The following is a 16,177-nucleotide window of genomic DNA, read 5'->3' as shown; positions in this document are numbered from 1 at the left end:
CCTCCTTCTGGCGTAGTAGGGGGTGGGCGAGGTCAGTACGAGACGGAGGCGTAGTCGGGCTCGACGATCCAGCCCGCCGCACGCTGGTCGGCTGCGGCCTCGTGGCAGATCACCGACGTGACGGCGGTGTCGATCTTCTGGTGGTGGGCCGGCTTGCCGAGGGTGTACGTGCGGCCAGTGCGGGCGATGATCTTGCGGGCGTTGCGCATGCCCGATTCGGTCAGCGGACAGCCGTCGTGGGTGATCCACTGCAGGTCGGCCTCGAAGCGCCGGATCGCGGGATACATCCGCTGAGCCGAAGTCGTCGGGAACGTCACGAACCGCGGCGAGCCGTCCACGTGCGGCCACTCGGTGGCCCACTCCTCGATCTCGGTCTCATAGGAGGTCTCGTCGTGGAACCCGGGGTCGCAGTAGGCGCGCAGCAGGTCGTAGGTCTCGACGATCTCGGCCCACGCCGCCCGGATCTGGCCGCGGGGGATCTTGTTGTCCCAGTCGCTCGGCTTCCAGATCGTCGGGAGCCGGTCCGGACCGTAGCGGGGGGTGAAGAGGTAGCCCTCGCGGGTCTCGAGCTTGATGACGGTCCAGTCGTTGTTCTCCGAGCCGTCGAACCCGCCACAAACGGCGGTGCCCTCAGGCGGCGGTGGCAACCACATCGGCTCGCCTCGCTGTCCATGCCCCGTCCGGCAGCCACGCGCCGCCACCAGCGCGGATGCGGTTGCCGAAGAACCGCTCGGCCTGCGCCGGGTCGCGCTGCACCAGGGCGACCGCGAGGCCCTCGATGCTGTCGAGGTCCACGTGGTCGGAGCCCTCGTAGACGTAGGCGTGGATCTTGCGGCGGTTCGCCTTCGTTGAGTACGGCAGCGGCTTGCCGTCCTCGCCCAGCAGGTCCGGGTTGGTGTCGGGGTTGCGGTAGTAGGTGAACACGTTGGGCAGGTCGGCCTCGTGGGTCAGCTGCGCGAACGACTCCATCGCCGGGTCGTAGCAGTTGGTGGTCTGCTTGCCCCGCCCACCCATGCCCGCCGCGCCGCGCTCCTGAGCGTCGGCGACCTCGACCATCCCGTTCTGCTTGGTGTAGAGCCCCGACTCGTCGTGCAGGTAGTCCGAGATCGGGTTCCCGAGCCGCGACTTCGCGCTCGAGGACACCATGTCGATCCGGTCGGTCTCCGGGTCGGTGCCCTCGGCCGCGATCCGCATGAACTCCCCGCGTGGCAGCAGCAGATCGGCCAGCGGGGAGCCCTGCCGGCGGATCATCGCGTTCAGTGGGCCCCACACGTTCGTCTTCACCTGCTCCTGGCTGTTGGCCGTGAGCTGGATCAGCGGCGAGGGATGGCGCACACCCATCGGCTCGCCGACCTCGTACTCGTAGTACCAGCCACACGAGCAACCGTGGAGATCGCAGCGGTACACGTCGCCGCGCTTGGCCCAGCCGCCGAACAGCTCCGGGCCGACCGCCGAGACGCAGGTCAGGCACGCAGCCCACGGACCCTTGCCGGTCTTCTGTGGCGCCATGACCTGGGTCAGCCGGTAGACGAACGCCTGGTTCATCGGCGGGTCTTCCGGGTCGTAGACCGCGTCCTCGCGCACCCGGTAGTGGTTCGCGGTGCACCAGAACTGCCAGTCGTACTGACGGAACGGGCGCCCCCGCTTGAACCCCTGTGGGATCACGCAATGCTGCTCGATCCACTCATCAACCAGATCGCCCAGCGTCGGGAAGTCGATCTTCCCCGGGCCCTCCGACAGCATCAGCGCAGCCGCTTCTGCCGGCGCTGACCGACCTCGTCACCCTCCGCAGGCTCGCGCTGCTCCGCGGCCTTCTCGGCAGCCTTGTCACCGACCTCGTTGCGGGCGATCGCCCAGCCGTTCTCCTTGAGTCCGGCCGGCGTCATCCCGATCTGGTCGGCGAACCGGTGGATCGAGCCCTTGTCGGCCGCCGTCGCCTCGCTGGACTCGCACACCACGGTGGTGCGGACCCACATCGCGATCGTGTTCCACCGCCACGGCTCCATCGACCAGGCACACGCCTGCGGGTAGGACCACGCCTGCTCCCACAGCTCGAGCTCGCGCTCGCGGAACGCCTCGGTCGCCTCGGCGTCGAGCACCTGGAACCGGCGCTTGTCCTCGAACTCCCACCGGTAGACCGTGAACGTCATCAGCGGGAAGTCCGGCACCTCGCCGTCATAGCCCTCGCTCGGAAGCGCGGTCAGCGTGTAGCCCTGGCGCTCCGAGGTGCGGCTGTTCGGGTCCTTGCCAGGCCCCGAACGGTTGCGTGCTCCACCCTTCGTCATGGTTCCTCAACTCCCTCGCAGCCTCTCGCTGCGTAGGCAACCCGCCGGGCATCTCGCCCAGCGGTTGGCGCGGTGGCGCCGAAAGCTCTGAACCCCGCGCACCTCCGAGACGCCTGACTTCCGGTTCTTCCCTCGATCCGCGAGGGGGGTCGGGTGGGGGTCTCAGTCCCAGCGTCCAGCGGTGGCGAGGTTGCCGGGCGGGCACTCGGGACCGCGGTAGACGCTGCGGTTCAGGTCGTCGTGGCCTAGGTGCCAGTCGGCTGGGTCGACGTGGTGCGGCTTGCCCTGCTCGGCACAGCGCCAGCAGATGAACTGCTCGCCCGCGTCCATGCGTCGCTGGTAGTCAGCTCGCAGCCGGTCGTGGTGCTTGTCGTAGCCGCGGGCCTGGCGTGTGCCGCGCGCCCGGTCCTTCGCTCGTGCGTGGATGGGGCAGCGGCTGGCGTTGGTGAGCGTGGGGCATCCGGGTTCGAGGCAGACCTTCATGCCCACCCCCGGGTACGACGGACGCCCCGTCCGATGGAGCGGGGCGCCTGGCTGCGGGAACACTTCTCCCGTGCGACCAATTGTGCACGACCGAACGGGGGCGTCGCAAGCACGCCCCGTTCGCGCGTCGTCAGGCCGCATCGTCCTCTTGGTTCTCGAGCCTGACGTGCTCGGCGAGCAGGGTGATGGTGGTCGGGTCCCAGGTCTCGCGGCAGGACACGCACAGCGCGGTGACGTCGGGGTAGTCGCTGATCCGGATGCGGAGGGTGCCGCGTCCCTCGCAGAGCGGGCAGGTGTTGCGGGGCTTGAAGGCGGCGACGTCCCAACCGCTGACGATGCGGGCCTGGGTCCACCAGCGGCGGACGTCGTGCTCGATGGCGTGGCGCGCGCAGCAGTCGGGGGGCTGGTTGCCGTCTCGTCGGGGACGTGGGCCGCACACCTCGGTCGAGGGCAGGAGGCTGCCGAGCAACCGGACGCACAGCTTTGTGTTGATGGGGTCGTCCTCGCCGAGGTCGCGGACCCAGCGGGAAGCCTCGCGGTCGATGTGGATGAACGTGTCGATCGCCTCGATGGACGCGGCCGGCCGGGATGCGTGGCCGCTGCCGCTGCCGATGATCGCGCCCCCGATGGACGGCAGGGTGTTGTTGAGCTGGTCGAGGAGCGAGGGCGCGTCCACGTGGTGGCGCTGGGTGTACGACGTGCCGGCGTTCTCGACGGTGTAGGGCTCGGAGTTCCGGAAGGGGCGGGTCAGCTGGGCCACCATGTCGGTGATGGAGATGTCGGTGCTCAAGATGCGATCCCTGCTGCGTAGTCGTTGGCGTCGCCGTGGGGGAGCCAGCGGGACCCGTCGGCCTTCCTGATGCGCTGGGGCCAGGCGCGTTCCTCCCGAGGTCCACGCCACTGGACGAAGTCGGCGTACCCGGCGGCCACGCTGCGGAGGCCGAAGCCGAACTCGGGCCAGCCCATGAGCGCCGAGGAGCCGCGGGGCCGGAGGTCGCGCTTGCCCTCCTTGCCGGCGGAGTGACCGGCGTGGGCTTCGATCAGCAGGGCGATGCCGCGGTCGCGGATGCTGTCGATGGCGGCGAGCACGGGGGCGGCGTCGTCGTCGGTCTGGAGGGCCTTGGGGTAGAGCCGGTAGAGCGGGCCGATGACGACGAGGTCTGGGGCCCAAGTGTCGAGGAGGTGGTGGATCTTGGCCAGGTCGCGGTCACGGGTGATGTCGATGCGCGGCAAGTTGTCGACCATCAAGTTCTGGGTCGGGTCGCCGACGTAGCGCTGGACCCAGTCGGTGGTGCCGCGGAGCTTGCGGCGGACCTGGCCCTTGGTGTTCTCGCAGTCGATGATCGCGGCCCGGATCGGCTTGAACCTGACCATGGAGTCGAACGGGTGGGCGCCGGCCGACGCGTGCACCGCGAACTGGCGCAGGAGGTGCGACTTGCCGAGGCCCTCCTCGCCAGTGAGCAGCAGCCGGTCGCGTCGCTCGAGGAGCCCGGGTATCAGCCAGTCGGGCTCGTCGTCTTTCTCGGCGAGCAGCTCGGCCAGCGTGACCGCGGTGAAGTCGTCCTCGGTCTGGCCGCTGTCGCGGATCGCGGTGAACTTGGCCGCGTACTTCCCGGCGAGCAGGGCTGGGTTTTCGGTCTCGCTCATGGACGCCTGGAGGGCCTCGCGGGCGGTGCGGTTGACGTTGCGGCGGATGGCCCAGGATCGGACGATCGCGGCGTAGGTCTCGACGTGGTCCGGGATGCTGGCGGCGCCGACGAAGGTGAGCACGGTGGCGTGCTCGGGGGTGCCGGCCGGGAACATCGCGGCGACGCTGACGAAGTCGACGTCCTTGTCGGCTCGATCGAGTGCGCCCATGGCGTCCCAGATCCGCTCGTTGACGAGGCTGTCGAAGTCGCTGCCGATGACCGCCTTGCGCGCCTTCGCCCGGGCGGTCTTGGACTCCATGCAGACGGCGAGCAGGGCGTGCTCGGCCTGGGGGTCGGATCGAACATCGTCTTGGGTCATTCGAAGACTCCCTTCGGCAGTGGCGGCAGGAGGCTGCCGTCGTGGGCGATCTCGCCGGCGGCGGGCGGCCGATCGGTGGGGTAGGGGATGACGTTGCCGGCCTGGCCCTGCTGGGCCTGGAGGCGGATCTGGTCGTACTTCTCGCGCAGCTTCGGCATCGAGAGGATGTTGCTGCGCCAGAAGTCGTGGTCTTGGCACCAGTCGATGGCGCGGTGCACCTGCTCCTCGGTGCGCCCGTCGCGGTCGAGGAGGAGCCGGGCGGAGGTGCGCCAGCCCTTGACGATGGCGGGGCGCTTGGAGCCGTTGGCCTCGATGCGGTCGGCGAGGTGCTGGCAGATCCGCTCGACGTCTTCCCGTTCGTTTTCGGACTTCGGACGTAAAGGGGTTTTCGGGTTCGGGTCGGGTTCGGGTCGGGTCGGGGTAGGCGATAAACCCGAATCGCCTACCCGATCGGCCCCCGATATCGCCCCCGAATCGGGGGGCGAGTCGCTACCCGATTCGGGGTCCTCGGGGCAGAACTCACAGCCCGGCTTCACGATGCCGCGCTTGACGTGCCACTTGACGTGGTTGCCGTACTTCCCGTCCTCGGACTGGCGGTCCTTGCTGATGTTCCAGTCGGTCCAGTCGATGAACGCGTAGCCGGCCTCGCCGCTGCGCTCCTCGGGCCACCAGAAGTCGGCCGCGACTAGCCGCTCGGCGTGCCCCTTCCAGTTGTCGTCGAACCGCTCGAGCTCGTCGACGGGGATCCAGCCGGTGGTGTCGTTCTGGCCGGCCCAGGACCCGGCGAGGACCCAGAGGCCCATGGGGGCGGCGTCCCGCAGGACGCCGTCGGGATTGCTGCGGAGAAGGATGCGGGTCTTGCGGTGGGCGTGAAGTCGATCGTCGACCTTCATCCACGACATGGGGTACGTACTCCTTAGGTGAGAGGCGCCTAGCGGGGGCCGCGAACGAGGTCGGCTACGGCGGCGGGATGGGCGCCTCGAATGTCGAGGAGCAGCCGGTGCTCGTGTTCGTGAACGAGGTGGGCAACCTCGTGGCTGACGTACTTGCGGGCGCCGAGATCGATGAGCACGTGCGCGCCGTCCGGGCAGACGGGGAGGACGCTGAGGGCGCGCCGGTCGACGTCAAGCTGCTCCCGGCCGTCCTCGGCGAGGGCCAGGTTCACGACCACGGTCCCGGTGATCAACTGGGCACCGCCGCCGTCTCAGCCGGGCCAATTGACCCGGCTGGAACAAAGGGCTGTTTGCAGCCCTTTGTTTCCGAGTGTCCAAATTGGACGGGGTCGAGCAGCGGGTAGAGCTGCTCCACGAGGGCATCGAGGGACTCGGCGGGGAGCCGGGCCGGCAGCGGAAACTTGGTGACGCCGTCGGACTCGACCTCGGCGACGATGCTGTTCATCTCCTCGATGAGGCCGACGTAGACCTGGTGGCTGATGAAGTCGGCCAACTCCTGGTTGGTGGCGTCGACACCCGGGGGCCCGCCGTCCATGATCCGGCGGTAGCCGGCCTCGGTCTGATCGCGCCCGTACTCCAACCTGGTGGTGAGGGTGGCCGGCGGGACGCCGAGAATGAGCAGTTCGTACCCGGTCGAGACCATGTGCGCGAAGCCCATCCCGAACGCGTCTCGGGCACGCTGAGTCGACTCCTCGGCCCGAGCGCGCCGCTCGCTGCGGACGGTCCCGACGGTGGTCGGCGAACACCCGACCCGGCGACTGATAGCCCGGTCCGAGTCGTCCGGCCGGCGGATCAGCTCGTGCTCGATCAGGGCGCGCTTCTGCTCCTGGTTGAGGTGCCGGCGCGCGCCGTTCAAGGTGACCGCGAGGTCCATCGCGGCCTCGTCGTCGGCGACCTCCACTACGACGGTGGGGTAGTCGATCCCGAGTTCGCGGGCGATCGCGGATCGGTTGTGGCCGTCGAGGACCCGGCCGTGCTGGTCGACGGTGACTGGGACGAGGACGCCGTTCTTGGCGATGTCCTCCCTGAGGGCCGCGAGCTGGTCCTCGCTCAGCGGCGGCATCGGCTGGAAGACGGACTCAGACGTCTTCGAGGTCACCCGGCACCTCCTCGGCCCGCTCGGCGGTCAGGGTCAGGTGGCGCGCGAGCATCCGGGCCTCGGCCGGCGTCATCACCACGGGCCAGTGTCCGACCTTCATGACGACGGCGCCGGCCCCGACGCCGTGCAGCATCGAGATGTTGGGATCGAGCGGGTAAGCGTCGAGTTCGACGGGGGTCGTGCACAGGATGGAGTGGACCCGGATCATCAGACCGGGCCCCCGTCCGCGGGGCCGGCCTGCTGCTCACGGAGGCGCCGGAGCCGGGCGTTCCGGGCGGCATCTTCCTGCTGCCGGAGCAGCTCGCGGCGGCGAAGGTCTTCGGCGATCGGGCCGTCGAACTGCGCCAGGCGGGTGATGTTGCCGACGGCCGCGTTTGCCGTCGGGTCAGCTGCGGTGTGACGCTTGGACATGCGTCTTCCTCTCGTCTGTGGGGGAGTCGTGTTCAGTGCGTGGCGGGGAGCGTCGTTCTTGGCGGGATGCGCTCCCCACCACGTCATCCGGTGGCCTTCTCGAACTGGGCGTCGATCCACTCCTGGACGTCGGACTCGCGGTAGACGATCCGCTTGCCGAACTTCGCCGACGGAGGTCCGACGTACTGCGGGTCGTCGCCGAAGGACAGCGAGCGCCAGTAGCGGAGCGTGTATTCCGACACGCCAGTCCACTTGGCGACCTCGTCGACGCGGAGTAGCCGTTCGCGCTGGCCGCCCTCTCTGGCGCGGGGGATGTCGGTCATCAGATACCTCCTAAGGTCCGGGGATCGGTGATGCGATCTCCACAGCGAGGTGTGCTGACCGCACTCTCATGCTGCCACTGTCTTTGGTGTGCTGCAAGCACTACAGTGCAGTGGTGCACCAGGAACAGGTAGGGGTCGGCGAGGCCGACGACGACGCGGCCAAGCGCGCGAACCGGCGGTTCGGTGATCGAGTGAAAACGGCTCGGGAGAGCGTGGGGCTAACTCAGCGTGGTCTTGCGGAGCGCATCCAAGCGGACTACGGGCTGACGATCGACCCGTCAGCGATCACCCGCATCGAGAAGGGGGACCGCAGCGCCAGGACCGCCGAGATCAGCGCGATCGCGGGAGCGCTCGACACGACGGTCGCAATGCTCTTCGGGGAATCGCGCACATCGAGCCTTCGCGATCTGCGCGACGAGGCCGACCGGTCGATGCGTGCCGCGCGCCGGGACCTCTCCGTGTGGCTGAGCACGTTGAGCACCATCCGGCACATCCTGAGGATTCACCCTGGGCTGATCGCCGAGATGGGCAGTGCCTCGGTGCCAGGGCCCGAGAGTCCGGAGGACTACCTGTCCTGGGTGCGTCAGCGGCTCCAAGACATCGTCAGGGACTGGGACCCGGTCCTGGCGCCAACCGAGGAGGATGCGCAGGCGCTCCGGAAGATCGGAGCTTCGTTGTTGGGCCACCTCGTGCGGGTCGACCCGCTGGCGTTCCCGATGCCGCCCGCGACGTGGGATGACGAGGGCGGGGGTGATGGCGATGGCGAATCTGCAGAGGCGTGAGAACGGCAAGTGGCGCGCCCGCTACCGCGACCAGACCGGCAAGCAGATCGCGCGGCACTTCGGCCGGAAGATGGACGCGCAGCGGTGGCTTGACGAGGTCACCACCTCGGTGGTCACCGGGCAGTACGTCGACCCGAAGGCCGGACAGGTCACCTTTCGCGCCTACGCCGAGACCTGGCGCAAGGCGCAGGTCCACCGCCCCAGCTCGGCCGCGCACGTCGAGACCATGCTGCGCCGGCACGCGTACCCAGCCCTGGGTGACCGGGCGATGGCGTCGATCCTGCCGTCGGAGATTCAGGCGTGGGTGAAGCGGATGAGCGAGGGCCTGGCGCCGTCGACCGTGGGCGTCATCCACGGGATCGTGTCGTCGGTCTTCAAGGCCGCGGTCCGGGACCGGCGCATCATGGCGAACCCGTGCGAGGGCACCAAGCTACCCACCGTGGTGAGGACCAAGGTCAAGCCGCTGACCACCGAGCAGGTCGACGTCCTGTACGACAAGGTTCCCGACGAGCTCAAGGCCCTGGTGACGTACACGGCCGGCGTCGGGCCGCGGCAGGGTGAGGCGCTGGCGCTGGCTCGAGACGAGCGGCTTCGGCTGCTCGGCACCAACCCGATGGTCAAGATCGACCGCCAACTTGTCACGACCCGCAACGGCAAGACCGAGTTCGGCCCGCTCAAGACGAAGGCGTCGTACAGGGACGTGCCGCTGCCCAAGGTCGTCGTCGTCGCGCTCAACGCGCACATCGCCACGTTCGACGTCGGCGCGGGCGAGCTGCTCTTCACGCTGAACGGCCAGCCGATCACCCGGCAGGCGTTCGGCCACGTCTGGCGCCCGGCGGCGAAGGCGGCTGGGCTCGACGCCGAGACCGGCACCGGGATGCACGCGCTGCGGCACTACTACGCGTCCCTGCTGATCCGGCACGGCGAGTCGCCGAAGGTCGTCCAGGCCCGGCTCGGGCACGCGACGGCGGCCGAGACGCTCGACACCTACAGCCACCTGTGGCCGGACTCCGACGACCAGACGCGCGCCGCGATCGACAGCGTTCTGGGGACCGCGGCTCGCGGTTTTGGGGACTGTGTGGGGACTGGCGACGCCTAGATTCAGAGTCTGCGCAGGTCAAGTGGCATTTGAGGGACGGGCTGGCCTGTAAGCCGGGTTCTGTCGTGGCGACCATCCATCTAGGACTGCCGTTGCCGGCAGCCTCCAGCGACCTACCCGCACACTCGGGCGAGTCACCCTCTCGGCCGAGGCCGTCGTGTGCTGTCTGGTCTTGCTCCGGGTGGGGTTTGCCGAGCTGCGCCGGTCACCCGGCGCACTGGTGGGCTCTTGCCCCACCGTTTCACCCTTACCTCCGGCGAGCCGGAGGCGGTCTGTTCTCTGTGGCACTGTCCCGCGGGTCACCCCGGGTGGGTGTTACCCACCACCCTGCTCTGTGGAGCCCGGACTTTCCTCGGGACCCGTCGCCTCACGGCGGGGGTCACGCGGTCGCCCGGCCAGCCCGTCCGCGGCTCACTCTAGGGAACAACGGCGGGTGGCGGACAGTTGAGGGGCACATGAACGAGACGCCCGAGATCCGGATCCTTCCGCCGATCGTGTTCCCGGGTACGACGGCACGCCACGAGACGGCGTACCGGATTGCCCACGACTTCCTGTCCCGGAGGGCGCCGCGCGAGGCGCTGCAGGTGCTGGAGCCGGCGTTGGAGCAGGAGCCGGACAACCGGGGGCTGCGGTCGTTGCGCGCGTGGGCGTACCTGATGCGGGCGCAGCTGGTGAAGGCGTCGGACGAGCTGGCGACGCTGGTCGCCGACGACCCGGCCGACGTGTGGAGCCGGCATGCGCTGGGGCGGGCGCTCGAGAGGCAGTCGAAGTACGACGACGCGCTCCCGCACCTGCGGCTGGCCGCGGCGATGACCGGCGACCCCGAGCACGAGTACGACGTGCTGCGGGTCGAGCGCCTGGCGGGTCGTCTGGAGTAGGTTCGGGGCATGTCCACGGACGCCGAGTACTGGTTCTGCCTGAAGCATCACACCGTCGAGGGCGTCGAAGGCTGCCCGAACAAGGACCGCCTCGGTCCCTACCCGACCGAGGCGGAGGCCGCCCGGGCGCTGGAGAAGGCGGCGGAGCGCACCGAGGCCTGGGACGACGACCCGGCCTGGAACGACGACGCCGAGGACAAGTAGCCCGTTGGTGCTCTCGCGCCGCCGCCGGATCCGTCCGGTGGCGATCGACCCTGCGACCGGACGGCGGATCTCGCCGTGGCCGTTCGCGGGGCTGGTGCTGCTCGTCTCCTCCTTCTTCCTGTACGTCGCGTCGGGGCTCCTCGCCCCGGCGTGGGCGGTCGCGCTCCTGCTGCTGTCGTGGCTGGTGATGCTGGTCCTCTGCTTCGCGTGGTGGACCTCGCACCCGCGCTGGACGGTGACGCTCGGGTTGTTCTCGTTCGTCTGGTGGTTCGCCGCGATCACGGCCGGCGGGGTGTTCCTCGACTGGACCGCCTGAGATGGCGGGGGAGCAGCCACGGCGCCGCCTCGCTCCCGAGGCACGACGGGCCCAGCTGATCGCCGTCGCCGAGCAGGTGTTCGTCGCGCACGGCTACCAGGGCACGGCGGTCGAGGACATCGCGGCGGCGGCCGGGGTCACCCGGACGCTGATCTACAAGTACTTCGCCGACAAGGACGAGATCTACCTCGAGTGCCTGCGCGCGGCCCGCGACGAGCTCGACACCGCGGTCGTCGCGGCGGCCGGGGGAGCGGCGTCGCCGGAGGACCAGCTGCGGGCGGGGTTCGGGGCGTACTTCCGGTTCGTGCGCGACCGCGGCTCCACGTGGGACGTGCTGTTCGGCGGGGGCGCGGCGGTCGCCGGCCGAGTCGCGGAGGCGGCCGCCGAGCAGCGCTACCGGACGGCGGAGGTCATCGCCGGTCTGGTGCGGACGGCGGCACCCCACGTCGACGGCGAGGCCGCGTCGGCCTACGCCCACGCGATCTCGGGGGCGGCCGAGCAGCTCGCGAAGTGGTGGCGCCGGCACCCGGAGGTCGCGGTCGACGTCCTCGTGGCGCGGATGATGGACGCGCTCTGGACCGGCCTGCGCACGATCGCCGAGGGCGACGTCGCCGAGGCGGACTAGCCGCGCTTCGCCCGGAAGGCCCCGGGGCCGTTGCGCAGGCCGAGCCACAGCGCCGCCTCGCCCCAGGTACGACGGGGGTCGGGCTCCTTGCCCGCGCCCATCCGGTGCAGCTGGTCGGTGTGCCACGAGAGGTCGAGCGCGCCGTCGAGCTGCTTGAGGTTGGCGACCTTGCCGAGGACCGGCCGCAGCCCGGCCTTGACCTCGGAGCTCGGCAGGGTGGCGAGGCCGTCGTGGAGGATCGCGCGCGGGGCGTCGGGCAGCAGGCAGGTCGGACGGCCGAGGCCGACGACGTCGCAGTCGCCCGAGGCGACGGCGGACTCCATCGCGGCGCTGGAGCGGAAGCCGCCCGTCACCGCGATCGGCACGCCGGCCGCGAGGTCGCGCACGGAGGCGGCGTACTCGAGGAAGTAGGCCTCGCGCGCGGCCGTGGAGGCCCGCATCGTGCCCATCATCGCGGGCGCCTCGTACGAGCCGCCGCTGATCTCGATCAGGTCGATGCCCTCGGCGACGAGCGCGGCGACGACCTCGCGGGACTCGTCCTCGGTGAACCCGCCGCGCTGGAAGTCCGCCGAGTTGAGCTTGATGCCGACCGCGAAGCCGGGGGAGGTGGCGGCGCGGATCGCGCGGAGCACCTCGATCACGAACCGGCGCCGGCGCTCGGCGTCGCCGCCCCAGGCGTCGTCGCGCTGGTTGGTGAGCGGCGAGAGGAACTGCGTGACGAGGTAGCCGTGCGCGCCGTGGATCTGGACGCCCGCGAAGCCGGCGCTCTCGGCGACGGCGGACGCGGTGGCGTAGCGCTCGACGATGTCGCGGATCTCGGCGTCCTCGAGCGCGCGCGGCTTGACCGAGCCGGGGACGCGCGCCTGGATCGCGCTCGGGGCGACGGGGCGGGTCCGCCCGACGAGGGCGTTGGCCTGGCGGCCGGGGTGGTTGACCTGCATCCACAGCGGCGTGCCGCCGTCCTGGAAGTCGCTCGCCCAGGCGCGGAGCCCGGCGAGGTGCCGCTCGTCCTCGATGACGACGTTGCCGGGCTCGCCGCGGTGGCGGCGGTCGACCATCACGTTGCCGGTGACGACCAGGCCGTAGCCGCCGCGCGCCCACCAGGCGTAGAGCCGCTGCAGCCGCTCGGACGGGCCGCAGTCGCGGTCGCCGAGGGACTCGCTCAGCGCCGACTTCATGAACCGGTTGGCCAGCTGCTGGCCGCCGGGCAGGGTGAGCGGGGAGGAGAGGTGCGTGGTCATGCGGAGACCTTCTTCTTCGTCGTCGTGGGCGCGGCGAGCGAGGTGGTGAGCCGGCGGGAGACGGCCGCGAACGGGCGCTGGTACGCCGCGCCGAGCACGCGCACGACCAGGTCGACGGCGACGGCGTCCGCGCCGATGAGGACCTTGGGCCGGCGCCGGCGCACGCCCCGCAGGATGGTCCGGGCGGCGTCCTCGGGCGAGGTCCGGGTGAGCTTCTCGTTGAACGTCCGCGCGATCGAGGAGGTGTCGGCCGCGTTGCTGGCGGTGGCGTTGTTCACGATGTTGGTCCTGATCCCGCCGGGGTGGACGCACGTGACGCCGACGGGATGACCGGCCAGCAGCATCTCCTGGCGCAGCGCCTCGGTGAACCCGCGGACCGCGAACTTGGCCGCGTTGTAGGAGCTCTGGGTCGGGACCCCGAAGAGCCCGAAGATGCTCGACACGTTGACGACGTGCCCGTCGCCGGAGGCGACCAGGTGGGGGAGGAAGGCCTTGGTGCCGTGCACGACGCCCCAGAAGTCGACGTCGACGACCTTCTCGATGTCCTCGTACGGGCTCTCCTCGACGGTGCCGAAGATGGTGATGCCCGCGTTGTTGACCACCAGGTTCACGGTGCCGAAGTGCGCCGCGACGGCGTCGGCCCAGGCATGGACGGCGGCCCGGTCGCGGACGTCGAGCACGGTGCAGTGCGCCGTCGTCCCGCGGGCGTCGAGGAGCGCCGCGGTCTCGGCGAGGCCGGCGGCGTCCCAGTCGCTGATCGCGACCCGGGCGCCCTCGGCGGCGAGCTGGAGCGCGAGTGCCCGGCCGATGCCGGACCCGGCTCCGGTGACGGCGGCGACCTTGTCCTGGAAGTCCTTCATGGGCGCCGAACCTAGTTCCCAGTCGAGTGACTTGACAAGTCATCCGACTTGCAAATCTCGCGAGACCTGCGCCACGATCGCGCCATGAGCACCGGGGTCCGCCGCCAGGTCGATCGTCGCGCCGCGACGACCGAGCGGCTCCTCGACGCGACCATCGAGTGCCTCGCCGACGAGGGGTACGTCGCCACGACCACCCGCCGCGTCGCCGAGCGTGCGGGCGTCAGCCAGGGCGCCCAGCAGCACTACTTCCCGACCAAGGCCGCGCTCGTCGACGCCGCGATGACCCGCCTCGTCGAGCAGCTCCTCGCCGACGCCGCCGCCCGCGGCGTCGAGGCCGCGACCGAGCGCGAGCGCGCCGAGGCGCTGCTCGACCTGATCTGGGAGATCCACCACCTCCCCATCACGCCCGCGGTCCTCGAGCTCTTCAACGTCGCCCGCACGGAGCCGGTCCTGGCCCAGCGGGTCGCCGAGATCATCTGCGCCGGCATGAGCGAGATCGAGGCGCTCGCGGCGGCCGCGCTGCCGTCGTACGCGGGGCGCGCGGGGTTCGGCGACTTCATCCAGATCGCCATGGCCACCGTCCGCGGCACGGTTGTCGTCGCCGCGATCCCCGGTGCCACGGCGGCGCACCCGTCGTGGCCGGCGTTGAAGGCGCACCTGCTCGGCAGCCTGGAGCGGCTAGGATCGCCCGCATGACCCTCCGGAAGCACTAGGACGCCGCGGCTCGTTCCCGCGTCCCTGCTCACCTCGTTCCTTCCGGAGGACACCCATGTCCGGCGTCACCGACGCCGGGAGCACCCGCCTGCTTCTCGCGGGCCCTGCCGTCGCGCGCACCTTCGGGTGCGCGCTGCTCGGCCGGCTCGCGTACGGCGTGCTCCCGCTCTGCTTCCTGTTCACCGTCCGCGACGCCACCGGATCGCTGGCGCTCGCGGCGTCCGCCTCGGCCCTGCTCGGTCTCGCCACCCTGGCGATGCCCGTCCACGCGCGGCTGCTCGACCGCCTCGGCCAGCGCCGCGTGCTGCCCGTCGCCGCCGGCGCCTGGTCCGCCTGCCTGGTCGCCGGGGCGGTCCTCGCCCACCGCGGCCACCACTGGCCCGCAACCTGGCTCGTCCTGGCCTTCCTCACCGGCCTGAGCGGCCCGGTGCTCGGGCCGTCGATGCGCGCCCAGTGGTGCGAGATCGCGCCCGAGGGCCCGCAGCGGCGGCGGGCCTACGCCCTCGACGCGGTCGGCGAGGAGTCGCTCTACCTCGTCGGCCCGATCGTCGCCGGCCTCCTGCTCGCCACCGGGCCGGCCTGGATGGGGCTGCTCGTCGCGCCCGCGCTCGTGTGGTGCGGCACGCTCGCCCTCGTCCTGTCGCCGTACCGCCCGGAGGTCGGGGGCGTCACCGCCCCCTCCGGTGGCGCCCGGGTGCGCGCAGCCGGCGCGGTCCGCGCGATCGGCGGCCTGGTCGCCGCCCTGGCGCTGTTCGGCGCCGGCAGCGCCGCCGCCTTCGTCGGCATCGCGGCGCTGGCCGACCGAGCCGGACGGCCCGGCCTGGCCGGCCTGGTCGAGGCCGCGCTCGCCGCCGGCGCCGTCACCGGCGGCCTCCTGTGGGCCCGGCACGGCCGGAGCCGTCCGGCGGGGCTCGTGCTCGCGGTGCTGCTGGCCGTCCTCGCGCTCGCCCAGGGTGTCGTCGCCCTCGCCGGCGGACTGGTGGCCGCGGCCGCCGTCCTGGCTGTCGGCGGGCTCGCGGCCTCACCGGTCTTCGTCGTCGCCTACGCCGCGGTCGACGACCGCGTCCCGGTCGCACGCCGTACCGAGATGTCGACGTGGGTCAACGTCGGCGTCAACGGCGGCAGCGCGCTCGGGACCGCAGTCGCCGGCCTGGTCGCGGCCGGGGGAGCGGCCCTGCCGTTCGCGCTCGCCGCGGCCCTGTCGGCCGGTGCTGCCGGGGTCGCCGCGGCGTGGGGCAGGATGTCCCCATGGCCATCCACATCACCGACGACGCCGCCGCCGACGAGCTGCTGACCAACAACTCCTTCGCGCTCCTGGTCGGGATGATGCTGGACCAGCAGTACCCGATGGAGCACGCGTTCCTGGGCCCGCAGAAGGTGGTCGGCCGCTTCGGCAGCTTCGACCCCGCGGCGATCGCGGTGGCCGACCCCGAGGAGTTCGCGGCGCTGTGCGCGACGACGCCGGCGATCCACCGGTTCCCGGGGTCGATGTCGGCGCGGCTGCAGGAGCTGGCGCGCATCGTCGTCGACCAGTACGACGGCCGCGCCGAGCGGATCTGGACCGAGGCGGCCGACGGCAAGGACCTGCTGAAGCGGCTGCAGGCGCTGCCGGGCTTCGGGGCGCAGAAGGCGAAGATCTTCGTGGCGCTGGTGGCCAAGCAGCTCGGCGTCCGCCCGGCGGGCTGGGAGAAGGCAGCCGGTGACTACGCGCTCGACGGCTTCCGCTCGGTGGCCGACGTCGTCGACCCGGTCTCGCTGCAGAAGGTGCGCGACTACAAGAAGGCCGCCAAGGCAGCGACCAAGGCGGCGGCCACGGCCGGCTGATCGCTTGTTGAACGCGGGATGACGGGGGCCTGAGAGCTTCCTGAGGGCCCGGTGGCACGGGCTCTTCAGGGCC

23 protein-coding genes and 1 other RNA gene are annotated in these 16,177 nt (G+C 71.1%); 9 read left to right on the top strand and 15 right to left on the bottom strand.

What is annotated here, in order from left to right; all coding sequences use genetic code 11:
- Positions 1 to 32: 32 nt before the first annotated feature.
- From BM223_RS29090 to BM223_RS16655, 12 genes are all read right to left on the bottom strand, one after another.
- The gene (locus BM223_RS29090) at positions 33 to 653 is read right to left on the bottom strand and encodes a hypothetical protein (protein WP_038679816.1); all 621 of its coding nucleotides are present in this window, start codon (positions 651 to 653) and stop codon (positions 33 to 35) included.
- Positions 631 to 1,743, bottom strand: coding sequence for a hypothetical protein (locus BM223_RS16705; protein WP_038679815.1), 1,113 nt, complete (start codon positions 1,741 to 1,743; stop codon positions 631 to 633). The genes BM223_RS29090 and BM223_RS16705 overlap by 23 nt, the downstream gene beginning before the upstream one ends.
- Entirely contained in the window at positions 1,743 to 2,285 is a 543-nt protein-coding gene (locus BM223_RS16700) for a hypothetical protein (protein WP_052138790.1), read from the bottom strand. Before BM223_RS16700 ends, BM223_RS16705 begins: the two co-directional genes overlap by 1 nt.
- 162 nt (positions 2,286 to 2,447) lie before the next feature.
- The gene (locus BM223_RS16695) at positions 2,448 to 2,768 is read right to left on the bottom strand and encodes a hypothetical protein (RefSeq protein ID WP_052138789.1); all 321 of its coding nucleotides are present in this window, start codon (positions 2,766 to 2,768) and stop codon (positions 2,448 to 2,450) included.
- 130 nt (positions 2,769 to 2,898) lie between these two features.
- On the bottom strand, positions 2,899 to 3,558 hold the full coding sequence (locus tag BM223_RS16690) for a DUF7341 domain-containing protein (protein WP_038679814.1): 660 nt from the start codon (positions 3,556 to 3,558) through the stop codon (positions 2,899 to 2,901).
- Positions 3,555 to 4,775 carry an AAA family ATPase gene (locus BM223_RS16685; RefSeq protein ID WP_052138788.1) on the bottom strand — a complete coding sequence of 407 codons (1,221 nt, stop codon included), beginning with the start codon at positions 4,773 to 4,775 and terminating at the stop codon, positions 3,555 to 3,557. Before BM223_RS16685 ends, BM223_RS16690 begins: the two co-directional genes overlap by 4 nt.
- A complete protein-coding gene (locus tag BM223_RS29530) occupies positions 4,772 to 5,677 on the bottom strand; it encodes a hypothetical protein (RefSeq protein ID WP_052138787.1) in 906 nt (301 codons plus the stop codon). The genes BM223_RS16685 and BM223_RS29530 overlap by 4 nt, the downstream gene beginning before the upstream one ends.
- A 29-nt stretch (positions 5,678 to 5,706) precedes the next feature.
- Positions 5,707 to 5,940 carry a hypothetical protein gene (locus BM223_RS16675; RefSeq protein ID WP_141267703.1) on the bottom strand — a complete coding sequence of 78 codons (234 nt, stop codon included), beginning with the start codon at positions 5,938 to 5,940 and terminating at the stop codon, positions 5,707 to 5,709.
- A gap of 17 nt (positions 5,941 to 5,957) precedes the next feature.
- Positions 5,958 to 6,827: a ParB N-terminal domain-containing protein gene (locus tag BM223_RS16670; RefSeq protein ID WP_038679812.1), complete on the bottom strand. Its 870-nt coding sequence runs from the start codon at positions 6,825 to 6,827 to the stop codon at positions 5,958 to 5,960.
- Complete coding sequence (locus tag BM223_RS16665) at positions 6,808 to 7,035, bottom strand: hypothetical protein (protein ID WP_038679811.1); 228 nt, start codon at positions 7,033 to 7,035, stop codon at positions 6,808 to 6,810. The genes BM223_RS16670 and BM223_RS16665 overlap by 20 nt, the downstream gene beginning before the upstream one ends.
- Positions 7,035 to 7,238: a hypothetical protein gene (locus BM223_RS16660; RefSeq protein WP_038679810.1), complete on the bottom strand. Its 204-nt coding sequence runs from the start codon at positions 7,236 to 7,238 to the stop codon at positions 7,035 to 7,037. Before BM223_RS16660 ends, BM223_RS16665 begins: the two co-directional genes overlap by 1 nt.
- An 83-nt stretch (positions 7,239 to 7,321) precedes the next feature.
- The gene (locus BM223_RS16655; protein WP_038679809.1) at positions 7,322 to 7,561 is read right to left on the bottom strand and encodes a helix-turn-helix transcriptional regulator; all 240 of its coding nucleotides are present in this window, start codon (positions 7,559 to 7,561) and stop codon (positions 7,322 to 7,324) included.
- A 113-nt stretch (positions 7,562 to 7,674) separates the two neighbouring features.
- Here BM223_RS16655 and BM223_RS16650 point away from each other — a divergent pair, with 113 nt between their 5' ends.
- Both BM223_RS16650 and BM223_RS16645 read left to right on the top strand, forming a co-directional pair.
- Complete coding sequence (locus tag BM223_RS16650; RefSeq protein ID WP_158510208.1) at positions 7,675 to 8,343, top strand: helix-turn-helix domain-containing protein; 669 nt, start codon at positions 7,675 to 7,677, stop codon at positions 8,341 to 8,343.
- Positions 8,321 to 9,442, top strand: a complete 1,122-nt coding sequence (locus BM223_RS16645) for a tyrosine-type recombinase/integrase (RefSeq protein ID WP_052139331.1) — start codon at positions 8,321 to 8,323, stop codon at positions 9,440 to 9,442. The genes BM223_RS16650 and BM223_RS16645 overlap by 23 nt, the downstream gene beginning before the upstream one ends.
- Before the next feature lie 33 nt (positions 9,443 to 9,475).
- On the opposite strand, the gene rnpB is transcribed toward BM223_RS16645, so the two are convergent.
- Positions 9,476 to 9,845, bottom strand: an RNA gene (gene rnpB, locus BM223_RS16640) — RNase P RNA component class A.
- 52 nt (positions 9,846 to 9,897) lie between these two features.
- On the opposite strand from rnpB, the gene BM223_RS16635 reads away from it, so the two are divergent.
- Genes BM223_RS16635 through BM223_RS16620 form a run of 4 tightly spaced genes read left to right on the top strand, consistent with a single transcriptional unit; the run spans position 9,898 to position 11,465 of the window.
- Entirely contained in the window at positions 9,898 to 10,320 is a 423-nt protein-coding gene (locus BM223_RS16635; RefSeq protein ID WP_052138786.1) for a tetratricopeptide repeat protein, read from the top strand.
- Between the two features lie 9 nt (positions 10,321 to 10,329).
- Positions 10,330 to 10,524, top strand: coding sequence for a hypothetical protein (locus tag BM223_RS16630; protein ID WP_038679807.1), 195 nt, complete (start codon positions 10,330 to 10,332; stop codon positions 10,522 to 10,524).
- A 37-nt stretch (positions 10,525 to 10,561) separates the two neighbouring features.
- Positions 10,562 to 10,840: a hypothetical protein gene (locus BM223_RS16625; RefSeq protein ID WP_141267701.1), complete on the top strand. Its 279-nt coding sequence runs from the start codon at positions 10,562 to 10,564 to the stop codon at positions 10,838 to 10,840.
- A gap of 1 nt (position 10,841) precedes the next feature.
- Positions 10,842 to 11,465: a TetR/AcrR family transcriptional regulator gene (locus tag BM223_RS16620; RefSeq protein WP_038679806.1), complete on the top strand. Its 624-nt coding sequence runs from the start codon at positions 10,842 to 10,844 to the stop codon at positions 11,463 to 11,465.
- Here the strand turns inward: BM223_RS16620 and BM223_RS16615 are convergent.
- Both BM223_RS16615 and BM223_RS16610 read right to left on the bottom strand, forming a co-directional pair.
- Positions 11,462 to 12,706, bottom strand: coding sequence for an NADH:flavin oxidoreductase/NADH oxidase family protein (locus tag BM223_RS16615; RefSeq protein ID WP_038679805.1), 1,245 nt, complete (start codon positions 12,704 to 12,706; stop codon positions 11,462 to 11,464). The genes BM223_RS16620 and BM223_RS16615 overlap by 4 nt on opposite strands.
- Complete coding sequence (locus BM223_RS16610) at positions 12,703 to 13,566, bottom strand: SDR family NAD(P)-dependent oxidoreductase (RefSeq protein ID WP_052138784.1); 864 nt, start codon at positions 13,564 to 13,566, stop codon at positions 12,703 to 12,705. The genes BM223_RS16615 and BM223_RS16610 overlap by 4 nt, the downstream gene beginning before the upstream one ends.
- Positions 13,567 to 13,650: 84 nt before the next feature.
- Here BM223_RS16610 and BM223_RS16605 point away from each other — a divergent pair, with 84 nt between their 5' ends.
- The 3 genes from BM223_RS16605 (at position 13,651) to BM223_RS16595 (ending at position 16,104) form a co-directional block, all read left to right on the top strand.
- On the top strand, positions 13,651 to 14,262 hold the full coding sequence (locus BM223_RS16605) for a TetR/AcrR family transcriptional regulator (protein WP_052138783.1): 612 nt from the start codon (positions 13,651 to 13,653) through the stop codon (positions 14,260 to 14,262).
- A gap of 73 nt (positions 14,263 to 14,335) precedes the next feature.
- The gene (locus BM223_RS16600) at positions 14,336 to 15,574 is read left to right on the top strand and encodes an MFS transporter (protein WP_052138782.1); all 1,239 of its coding nucleotides are present in this window, start codon (positions 14,336 to 14,338) and stop codon (positions 15,572 to 15,574) included.
- A complete protein-coding gene (locus BM223_RS16595; protein WP_038679804.1) occupies positions 15,529 to 16,104 on the top strand; it encodes an HhH-GPD-type base excision DNA repair protein in 576 nt (191 codons plus the stop codon). Before BM223_RS16600 ends, BM223_RS16595 begins: the two co-directional genes overlap by 46 nt.
- The last annotated feature ends 73 nt before the right edge of the window (positions 16,105 to 16,177 follow it).

Source organism: Pimelobacter simplex (assembly GCF_900114845.1).
Classification (GTDB): Bacteria; Actinomycetota; Actinomycetes; order Propionibacteriales; family Nocardioidaceae; genus Nocardioides; species Nocardioides simplex.
Note: the sequence above shows the minus strand (reverse complement) of the source record. Positions and strands in the feature narration are given on the sequence as shown.

What these genes read in the sequence shown, in the direction of transcription:
- BM223_RS29090 (WP_038679816.1), bottom strand. Translation starts at nt 653, where the DNA reads ATGTGGTTGCCACCGCCGCCTGAGGGCACCGCCGTTTGTGGCGGGTTC.
- BM223_RS16705 (WP_038679815.1), bottom strand. Translation starts at nt 1,743, where the DNA reads ATGCTGTCGGAGGGCCCGGGGAAGATCGACTTCCCGACGCTGGGCGAT.
- BM223_RS16700 (WP_052138790.1), bottom strand. Translation starts at nt 2,285, where the DNA reads ATGACGAAGGGTGGAGCACGCAACCGTTCGGGGCCTGGCAAGGACCCG.
- BM223_RS16695 (WP_052138789.1), bottom strand. Translation starts at nt 2,768, where the DNA reads ATGAAGGTCTGCCTCGAACCCGGATGCCCCACGCTCACCAACGCCAGC.
- BM223_RS16685 (WP_052138788.1), bottom strand. Translation starts at nt 4,775, where the DNA reads ATGACCCAAGACGATGTTCGATCCGACCCCCAGGCCGAGCACGCCCTG.
- BM223_RS29530 (WP_052138787.1), bottom strand. Translation starts at nt 5,677, where the DNA reads ATGTCGTGGATGAAGGTCGACGATCGACTTCACGCCCACCGCAAGACC.
- BM223_RS16665 (WP_038679811.1), bottom strand. Translation starts at nt 7,035, where the DNA reads ATGATCCGGGTCCACTCCATCCTGTGCACGACCCCCGTCGAACTCGAC.
- BM223_RS16660 (WP_038679810.1), bottom strand. Translation starts at nt 7,238, where the DNA reads ATGTCCAAGCGTCACACCGCAGCTGACCCGACGGCAAACGCGGCCGTC.
- BM223_RS16655 (WP_038679809.1), bottom strand. Translation starts at nt 7,561, where the DNA reads ATGACCGACATCCCCCGCGCCAGAGAGGGCGGCCAGCGCGAACGGCTA.
- BM223_RS16645 (WP_052139331.1), top strand. Translation starts at nt 8,321, where the DNA reads ATGGCGAATCTGCAGAGGCGTGAGAACGGCAAGTGGCGCGCCCGCTAC.
- BM223_RS16635 (WP_052138786.1), top strand. Translation starts at nt 9,898, where the DNA reads ATGAACGAGACGCCCGAGATCCGGATCCTTCCGCCGATCGTGTTCCCG.
- BM223_RS16630 (WP_038679807.1), top strand. Translation starts at nt 10,330, where the DNA reads ATGTCCACGGACGCCGAGTACTGGTTCTGCCTGAAGCATCACACCGTC.
- BM223_RS16620 (WP_038679806.1), top strand. Translation starts at nt 10,842, where the DNA reads ATGGCGGGGGAGCAGCCACGGCGCCGCCTCGCTCCCGAGGCACGACGG.
- BM223_RS16615 (WP_038679805.1), bottom strand. Translation starts at nt 12,706, where the DNA reads ATGACCACGCACCTCTCCTCCCCGCTCACCCTGCCCGGCGGCCAGCAG.
- BM223_RS16610 (WP_052138784.1), bottom strand. Translation starts at nt 13,566, where the DNA reads ATGAAGGACTTCCAGGACAAGGTCGCCGCCGTCACCGGAGCCGGGTCC.
- BM223_RS16605 (WP_052138783.1), top strand. Translation starts at nt 13,651, where the DNA reads ATGAGCACCGGGGTCCGCCGCCAGGTCGATCGTCGCGCCGCGACGACC.
- BM223_RS16600 (WP_052138782.1), top strand. Translation starts at nt 14,336, where the DNA reads ATGTCCGGCGTCACCGACGCCGGGAGCACCCGCCTGCTTCTCGCGGGC.
- BM223_RS16595 (WP_038679804.1), top strand. Translation starts at nt 15,529, where the DNA reads ATGGCCATCCACATCACCGACGACGCCGCCGCCGACGAGCTGCTGACC.